The sequence below is a fragment of the Campylobacter sp. genome (assembly GCF_017646085.1).
Classification (GTDB): Bacteria; Campylobacterota; Campylobacteria; order Campylobacterales; family Campylobacteraceae; genus Campylobacter.
Genome location: NZ_JAGCNF010000147.1, coordinates 1 through 8,145, shown reverse-complemented (window position 1 = coordinate 8,145; position 8,145 = coordinate 1). Strand labels below are relative to the sequence as shown.

Below are 8,145 nucleotides of genomic sequence, written 5' to 3'. Positions count from 1 at the left end.
TTTAATCTACCAATTATTGCATTTTGCTCGTGAATATATAGTCTTTTATTATATATAATCGCTCCAATAGCCGCAGGTGCTGCACTATATCCGCCTACGCTAATTATCATTTTAATGCCATGAGTATCAAAAATATGCTTACATTTAAATGCTAAATTTAAAATATTAACTAAAGATACTACCTTGCCAAATCCACGTTTATTTACTACACCGCTACTATCTAAAAAATAGCAAGCTTCAAATATATCTGAATCTTCAAACCACATTCTATCTTGCCCGCTACTTGAACCAATGAAAATAGCTTTAAGGCCACGCAAATTTAGCTCACGTCCAAGCGCTCTAGCAATAGCTAAATGCCCGCCAGTTCCACCACCAGTTATAGCAATCATGATAAATCTGCCTTTTTACTAATCATAAGTACCATTCCAATTCCTACACAAAGTGCTAAAATAGAGCTACCGCCATAACTTAAAAACGGAACAGCAATCCCTTTAATTGGTGTAATTGATGTAATACCATATGAATTAATCAAAAATGCCATAGTAATAATCGTACCAACACCTAGCCCAAATAGATGATATACTCTATTTTTGTTTCTTGAAGAGATCTTAAGTATTCTAAAAATTACATAAATCATCATCAAAGTAATACAAAAAATACCAATAAACCCAAGCTCTTCAGCAATTCCAGCAAGTACAAAATCTGTGTGAACCTCACTTAAAAATCCAAGCTTAAATGTACCATTTCCTAGTCCAACGCCAAAAAATCCACCATGATAAATCGAATTTAACGAGTGACCAATCTGATAAGGCTCCTCTGCTCCACTAACTCGTAATATATTAGCCATACTAGCTGGAAAAAATGATAAGAAAAAGTCTTGATTAGTAACCCACCATGACTGAAAACGCCTAATTCTATGCTCTTGAGTAATAATAGCAAAAAATACCAAAACTATTCCAGCTACGCCAAAAAGACCAAAAAATCTCTTACTTGTTCCTGCAAATGTAGCTAATATTATTAATGTAAGCGCTAATACAACCACCTGACCTAAATCTTTTTGTAAAATTGCAATCAAAAATACCGCAATAGCAAATAAAATAAAATATGGAAAAAGTAAGACAAATTCGTCTTTTAAACGCTTTTTATTGTGATCTAGTTTGCGTGTAAAACTCCATGCTAAAAAAAACACAAAACCGATTTTAAAAAATTCAACCGGAGAGAGAGAAATTGGACCAAGCCGTATCCAACGCTTTGCCCCACCAGTAACTGGTACAAGCGATGCGGGTAAAAACTGCATCACAATCATTGCTAAAAATGAACCAAAAAATAGCGTAAAACCAATTACTTCAAATGTTGTAAGCGAACCAATACAACGCTTATCTGGGTCTATTTGTGAGAGCTTCCACATAATAAAAATCCCCACAAATCCAACCACAAATTGTCTAAGGAAAAAGTGATAACTAGAATAATCATAATAAAGTACAGTAAAAGCTGGCAATGAGAGCGAAAATATCATTCCAATAGCAATCAGCACAATACAAGCATAAAATAGCCTAGAATCTACCTCATACATTTAGCTCTCCTAATCATTTAACTCTTCAGCAACTTTTGCAGCCAGCTTGAGCTTATCACTATCAAAGTGAGTGTAAATCCTAGAGGTATCTAAACTAGCGTGACCTAAGGCCTCTTGGACTAAAACTAAATCTTTTTGCTTCTTATAAAGCATCGTAGCAAAGGTATGCCTAAGCATATGTGCGCCATTTTTACCTTTACGAATTCCAGCTTGAAATAAAATCTGCTCTACAATTCGGCTAATATAAGCTTGAGTAAGGCGCTCACCATTTCGATTAACAAAAATATACCCATCTTGATTTATATAATTTATCTCCATAGCATTTAAGTGCTCATCTATCAAATGACTTTTTACCATTACAACTCGGTATTTATTTCCCTTACCACGGATTCTAATTATATATAAATCACCCTCTTGACTAATATCTTTGCGTTTTAAATTTATCGCTTCGCTAACACGAATTCCAGTAAAAATTATAATTTTGATAATTAATTTATTTCTATTGCTATTACTTTTAAATTCAGCAGTATCAATAGCAGTTATAAATCTCTTTACTTCATCTTCGCCCATAAATTCAGGTAGTTTCTCACCTTTACGCCCTCTAATTCCACCCCAATTTTTAAGCTCAATATCAAATATATGAGATTTTCCATCTTCTTCATTTTGCTTACTTAAATAGCCAAAGAAATTTATAGCTGCTATTCTATAGTTTTTCTTGCTTGCATCGCTTAGTGAGCCAGTACAACTAGCTAACACCTCACTGATTAAATCCTCATCAATCTGTGTAATACTTTCTAATTCATAATAACATAGTGTTTCGTAAATTTTTTTCAGCGGGTTAAAATATGTATTTATCCCTGTTAATCCTGCATTTCTAGCAGCCTTTGCTAAAATATCAAGCTCATCAATATTATTTATATCCTTTGATAGAGCTAAATTGATACTAGCTAAGGCTTTAGGATCTTTTAATTCTTTATTTGATAGAGAATTTAACTTATACTTTACAAACCTACCAAGCCAAAAAAGCATAGAACTTTGAAAATTATCTTTACAATCTAATTTATACTTCATAGCTTAGCAGACTCAAATCTATTAGTTAATTTTTCTACCATTTTTACCAGCAATGATAAAGCGAAGAGCATTTAATTTAATAAAGCCATTTGCATCTTTTTGATCGTATACACTATCTTCTTCAAATGTACAATACGCTTCATTGAATAGATTATCGCTTTTACTATCTCTGCCAATTACCATTACATTGCCTTTGTATAACTCTACTCTTACTGTGCCATTTACATTTTTTTGACTTTCATCGATTGCAGCTTGAAGCATCTTTCTTTCTGGAGAGAACCAATAGCCATTATATATTAATTTTGCATATCTTGGCATTAATTCATCTTTTAAGTGAGCAGCTTCTCTATCTAAAGTTATGCTCTCAATAGCCCTATGTGCTTTTAGCATAATTGTACCGCCTGGAGTCTCATAGCAACCACGGCTTTTCATACCTACATAACGATTTTCTACTATATCAAGCCTACCAATACCATGCTTAGCACCTAAACGATTTAACTCTTCTAGCATCTCATGGGCTTTTAACTCTTTGCCATTTAGCGCTACTGGGTCACCATTTTTATATGTAATTTCTATTATTTCACTCTCATTTGGAGCATCTTTAGGACTTACTGACCATCTCCACATATCATCTTCTGGAGCGTTATTTGGATCTTCTAATACTAAACCTTCATATGAGATATGAAGTAAATTTGCATCCATTGAGTATGGCGATTTACCTTTTTTCTTACTAATATCTATACCATGTTTTGCAGCGTAAGCTAGAAGTTTTTCACGACTATCTAAATCCCACTCTCTCCATGGAGCAATTACCTTGATATTTGGATTTAATGCATACGCACCAATTTCAAATCGAACCTGGTCATTGCCCTTGCCAGTTGCACAGTGACTAATACAATCAGAAACTGTTTTATTTGCAATTTCAACTAATCTTTTTGCAATTAGCGGCCTAGCAATAGATGTGCCTAGCAGATATTCGCCCTCATATATAGCATTTGCCCTAAACATAGGAAAGACAAAATCACGCACAAACTCTTCTCTAAGATCCTCAATAAAGATATTCTCAGGCTTAATTCCAAGGCTAATAGCCTTTGCGCGAGCTGGTTCTACCTCTTCACCTTGACCGATATCAGCAGTAAATGTAACAACTTCGCAATTATATTCATCTTGTAACCATTTTAAAATTATACTTGTATCAAGTCCACCGCTATAGGCTAGAACTACCTTTTTAACATCTTTTGCCTTCATACTTACTCCCTTAAATAAAATGGCCTATTTTAGCCAAAATATGCTTAAGATTTGATATTTTGTTTATATAGTTTTAATTGAATTTGAATTATTTAGGGTTAAAAATAACCCTAATTTTGTATCTTATTTTAGTATAGTATTTTCTTTACGAATAAGTGAGCCATCTATATCATGTAAGAATTTGCCATTTTCATCACATTTAAATATATCTTTATTAGTAAATGAATCTACAATTTCCCAAAACTCATCAGCACTAAACCCACTATACTCAAGATATTTTTTAATAGCCTTTTTAGGCGGTTTACCATCGTATTTATGCACTAGTCTTACACCCTCGTCTCTGCTTATATATCCTAGTCTAATATCAGTACAAGCATTATCAGTAGCTCTTCCAAAGCCATATTTGCAATATTTCAAATAATCATGAAGATGGTTAGAATAACAATCTAAATTTTCAAAATTTTCATATGTAGTCTCCACTGGCCTATCAGCACACCTAAAACCATTTTCTTGAGAAATTCTCAAATTTTCTTTATAATCCCACTTAAAATAATAGCCTAAAAATAGTCCAGTAACATTTACTCGTTTTAGCTCTTCATCACTTGAATATGTATAAAAATATATATCTTTTTCATCAAGCCCATCAACTCCTATCATATCATCTATACTATTTCCTAAAAGCCCACCAAATTTATCAAGCCAATTTTTATCTAAGATATTATTATCTTTTGATGAAGCTGGACCGCCATATTCAAGCTGAGGACTCTCACCCCAAATAATTAATGGAATTCCAAAATTTACAGCGATTCTTGGCACGCAAGTAAATATTCCAAGATGATTTTGCCACTCGTTATCTCCAGTTCTTTTAAAAGCCTCTTTTGCAAGTTTTTTATATACTATTGGATCTCTTTTGATATGGATTATATCTACGCCTATATTGTTTAAATTTTCTAAATTCTTACGTCCTATCTTGGTTGGAATTGTAGGTTCAAAACATACACAAAGCGGATTAAGTCCTAAATTTAACATAGTTAATACCTGAAATGTAGAGTCCTTACCACCGCTTACTCCAATAACACAATCATATATTGGATGTTTTTTATATTTTTTAATAAGCTCTAAAAACTCAGCCTTTCTGCTACTCCAATCAATATCTATATTTTTATTCTCTTGAGATCTACAAGCATCACAGACTCCATCTTGGTCAAAATGCAAATTTGGTTTAGTCTCTGGCATTACGCATTTTGTGCAAAATTTCATTAAATCCCCTACTTTCTAAAATATTTTGAGCGGTATTATACATAAAATAAAAAAAAAAAAAAATAAAACCAATCTAATAAGGCTAGATAATCAATATATGTAAAATAAATATATTAATATACTATATTTTTTAAATATCGTTTTTACCGATATTAAATAGTATAAATTTATAAATATATATATTTTTTATTTATTTACTTGACATTACTCAAATTTTATGTTACAATTCGCTCATAAATCAATTAAAAGGAGATAAAATGCAAAAGGAAACTTTAGCAACGCATTATGGATATGATACAAAAGTTGGCACAGGAGCTATGGCAGTGCCTATCTATCAAAGTACAGCCTATGATTTTGGTAATGCACAGACTGCAGCAAACAGATTTACATTAAAAGAGCTTGGACCTATCTATTCACGCCTTACTAATCCAACCCTTGATGTATTTGAATCTCGTATAGCAGCACTTGAGGGCGGAAAAGCTGGAATTAGTACTTCAAGCGGTCAAGCTGCGATATTTTTTGCTATTGCAAATTTAGCTCAAGCTGGTGATAATATTATAGTGGCTAAAAAAATTTATGGTGGAGCTACAACACTTCTTACTCATACTATTAAAAGATTTGGCATTACAGCTAAAATTTTTGACTCTGAGAGTGTAGAGGATCTAGAAGAGTTAATAGATGATAATACAAAAGCGATATTTTTTGAAACTCTATCAAACCCACAAATTGCAATCGCAAATGTAGAGAAAATAGTTCAAATAGCTGACAAACATGGAGTTGTCACAGTAGCTGATAACACAGTTGCAACTGCAATTTTATTTAACCCTATAAAAAAAGGTGTAGACGTAGTAGTTCACAGCGCTAGCAAATATATCAGCGGTCAAGGTCTTAGTGTAGCTGGCGCAATCGTAGCTGGCGAGCAACTAAATAAAAAACTAGTAGGCAATAAAAGATATGATCACTTTAATACAGCTGATGAGAGTTATCATGGCCTAGTTTATGCTGACTTAGCCGGTGCATTTGATATATATACTCTTAGAATTCGTCTAAGCCTACTAAGAGATATTGGTGCTACACTATCAGCATTTAATGCTTGGCAGTTAATACAAGGATTAGAAACTCTAAGCATCAGAGTTAAAGAACATTCTAAAAATGCTTTAAAAGTAGCTGAATTTTTAGAATCACATCCTAAGGTAAAATCTGTAAACTACCCAGGATTAAAAAGTTCAAAACTAAATAATTATGTAAAAGCAAATTTCACAGATGGGTTAGCTAGTGGTCTTTTAAGTTTTGAAGTAGATGACTTTGAAACTGCTAAAAATATACTTGATAGTGTTAAAATCTTTAGCGTAGTAGTAAATATTGGTGATAGTAAATCTATAATTACTCATCCAGCTAGCACAACCCATCAGCAACTTCCAGCTGACGAACTAGCAGCTGCTGGCATTAGTCCAGGACTGATTCGTCTAAGTATTGGTCTAGAAAATGCAGATGATCTAATCAATGACTTAAAAGAAGCATTAAAATGAGTCTACTGACCACAAAAGGTGTATATGGCTTAATGGCAATTATTGAAATATCAAAAGGAGATAGGACAAATCCTGTCTCCCTAAAAGATATCTCACTTGTTACAAATATCTCTAAAAATTATCTTGAACAACTATTAAATAACCTACGAAAAGATGGTATAGTAAGTAGTATAAAAGGGATAAAAGGAGGATATTATCTAAGCAAGGCATTAGATGAGATAACTCTTTTTGATATATTTAATAGCTTGGAAAATGAATTTAATTTAGTTAGCACAGAATTAAGAGATAGTCCATATGGTGTATTTTTTAATGAGTATGACAAAAAGCTAAAAGAGCTATTTACCCAGCCGCTAAGTAGTATAAAAATTGATTCAGAACAAGCTGGCAAATATCTAAACTATGTAATTTAAGGAAGAAATATGAAAATTGCAAATAGTGTAAGCGAATTAATCGGCAACACTCCGCTTATAAAGATAAATAAATTTGGCACTGAAGCTAATATTTTAGCTAAATGCGAATTTCTAAATCCTAGCCACTCTGTCAAAGATAGAATTGCGCTAAATATGATAGAAAATGCAATTGCAACTAATAAAATAGATACAAACACTACAATTATTGAACCAACAAGTGGCAACACTGGTGTAGGATTAGCAATGATAGCAGCTGAACGTGGGCTAAAAATTATCTTAACTATGCCAAGTTCAATGAGTATTGAGCGCCAAAAACTACTAAAAGCATTTGGCGCTCAATTAGTACTAACCGATCCAAAATATGGCATGCAAGGCGCAGTAGATGAAGCTCAAAGACTTGCTAAAGAGATTCCAAATAGCTTTATTCCAAGCCAATTTGACAACCAGGCCAATCCAGATATGCATAAAAGAACAACAGCGCTTGAAATCTGGAATGATACTGATGGAAAAGTAGATATATTTATAGCTGGATTTGGCACTGGTGGGACAGTAAGCGGCGTAGGTGAAATATTAAAATCTAAAAATCCAAATATTAAGGTCATTGCTGTAGAACCAGCCAAATCACCACTTTTAAGCAAAGGTGAAGCTGGTCCACATATGATTCAAGGAATTGGTGCAAACTTTATACCAAAGAATTTAAATAAAGATATTATAGATGAGTTCTTTACCGTATCTAATGAAGATGCAATTGCCACAGCTAAATCCCTAGCTCAAAATGAGGGCCTACTAGTAGGTATTTCAAGTGGAGCAAATATTTACGCAGCTAGCCAAATAGCAAAAGAAAATCCAGGTAAAACAATCGTTACTATTCTATGCGATACTGGTGAGAGATATCTATCAACTGTACTTTATGAGTAAATTTGGAGTGGTTTCACTCCAAATCATATAACTGCAAATAACTTTTTAAGACTACTATTTTCTAATTTTTCACTATCGTAGGCTGAATTTAATTTTTGTAAATCCTTTTTATACCTAGCTAATGTCTCTTCAATAC

At 32.9% G+C, this 8,145-nt stretch carries 8 protein-coding genes; 3 read left to right on the top strand and 5 right to left on the bottom strand.

Features of this window, described 5'->3' with window-relative positions:
* From J6V67_RS07455 to J6V67_RS07435, 5 genes are all read right to left on the bottom strand, one after another.
* Nucleotides 1–389: glycosyltransferase (locus J6V67_RS07455; RefSeq protein ID WP_291860939.1), on the bottom strand; the 389-nt coding region annotated here is incomplete at its 3' end.
* Nucleotides 386–1,573: an FtsW/RodA/SpoVE family cell cycle protein gene (locus J6V67_RS07450; RefSeq protein WP_291860934.1), complete on the bottom strand. Its 1,188-nt coding sequence runs from the start codon at nt 1,571–1,573 to the stop codon at nt 386–388. The genes J6V67_RS07455 and J6V67_RS07450, both read right to left, overlap by 4 nt.
* A gap of 9 nt (nt 1,574–1,582) precedes the next feature.
* Entirely contained in the window at nt 1,583–2,644 is a 1,062-nt protein-coding gene (locus J6V67_RS07445; protein WP_291860932.1) for a tyrosine-type recombinase/integrase, read from the bottom strand.
* A 21-nt stretch (nt 2,645–2,665) separates the two neighbouring features.
* Complete coding sequence (locus tag J6V67_RS07440; RefSeq protein ID WP_291860929.1) at nt 2,666–3,892, bottom strand: argininosuccinate synthase; 1,227 nt, start codon at nt 3,890–3,892, stop codon at nt 2,666–2,668.
* A gap of 123 nt (nt 3,893–4,015) precedes the next feature.
* Nucleotides 4,016–5,152: an N-acetyl sugar amidotransferase gene (locus tag J6V67_RS07435; RefSeq protein ID WP_291860925.1), complete on the bottom strand. Its 1,137-nt coding sequence runs from the start codon at nt 5,150–5,152 to the stop codon at nt 4,016–4,018.
* Between the two features lie 257 nt (nt 5,153–5,409).
* On the opposite strand from J6V67_RS07435, the gene J6V67_RS07430 reads away from it, so the two are divergent.
* The 3 genes from J6V67_RS07430 to cysK are packed head-to-tail and all read left to right on the top strand — an operon-like array spanning nt 5,410 to nt 8,009.
* Complete coding sequence (locus J6V67_RS07430) at nt 5,410–6,681, top strand: O-acetylhomoserine aminocarboxypropyltransferase/cysteine synthase family protein (protein ID WP_291860922.1); 1,272 nt, start codon at nt 5,410–5,412, stop codon at nt 6,679–6,681.
* On the top strand, nt 6,678–7,091 hold the full coding sequence (locus J6V67_RS07425; protein ID WP_291860920.1) for an Rrf2 family transcriptional regulator: 414 nt from the start codon (nt 6,678–6,680) through the stop codon (nt 7,089–7,091). Before J6V67_RS07430 ends, J6V67_RS07425 begins: the two co-directional genes overlap by 4 nt.
* A 9-nt stretch (nt 7,092–7,100) precedes the next feature.
* Nucleotides 7,101–8,009, top strand: a complete 909-nt coding sequence (cysK, locus tag J6V67_RS07420; protein WP_291860918.1) for a cysteine synthase A — start codon at nt 7,101–7,103, stop codon at nt 8,007–8,009.
* Nucleotides 8,010–8,145: the final 136 nt, after the last annotated feature.

Bases quoted from the DNA above. Each gene is read 5' to 3' on its own strand.
- J6V67_RS07450 (WP_291860934.1), bottom strand. From the start codon at position 1,573: ATGTATGAGGTAGATTCTAGGCTATTTTATGCTTGTATTGTGCTGATT.
- J6V67_RS07445 (WP_291860932.1), bottom strand. From the start codon at position 2,644: ATGAAGTATAAATTAGATTGTAAAGATAATTTTCAAAGTTCTATGCTT.
- J6V67_RS07440 (WP_291860929.1), bottom strand. From the start codon at position 3,892: ATGAAGGCAAAAGATGTTAAAAAGGTAGTTCTAGCCTATAGCGGTGGA.
- J6V67_RS07435 (WP_291860925.1), bottom strand. From the start codon at position 5,152: ATGAAATTTTGCACAAAATGCGTAATGCCAGAGACTAAACCAAATTTG.
- J6V67_RS07430 (WP_291860922.1), top strand. From the start codon at position 5,410: ATGCAAAAGGAAACTTTAGCAACGCATTATGGATATGATACAAAAGTT.
- J6V67_RS07425 (WP_291860920.1), top strand. From the start codon at position 6,678: ATGAGTCTACTGACCACAAAAGGTGTATATGGCTTAATGGCAATTATT.
- cysK (WP_291860918.1), top strand. From the start codon at position 7,101: ATGAAAATTGCAAATAGTGTAAGCGAATTAATCGGCAACACTCCGCTT.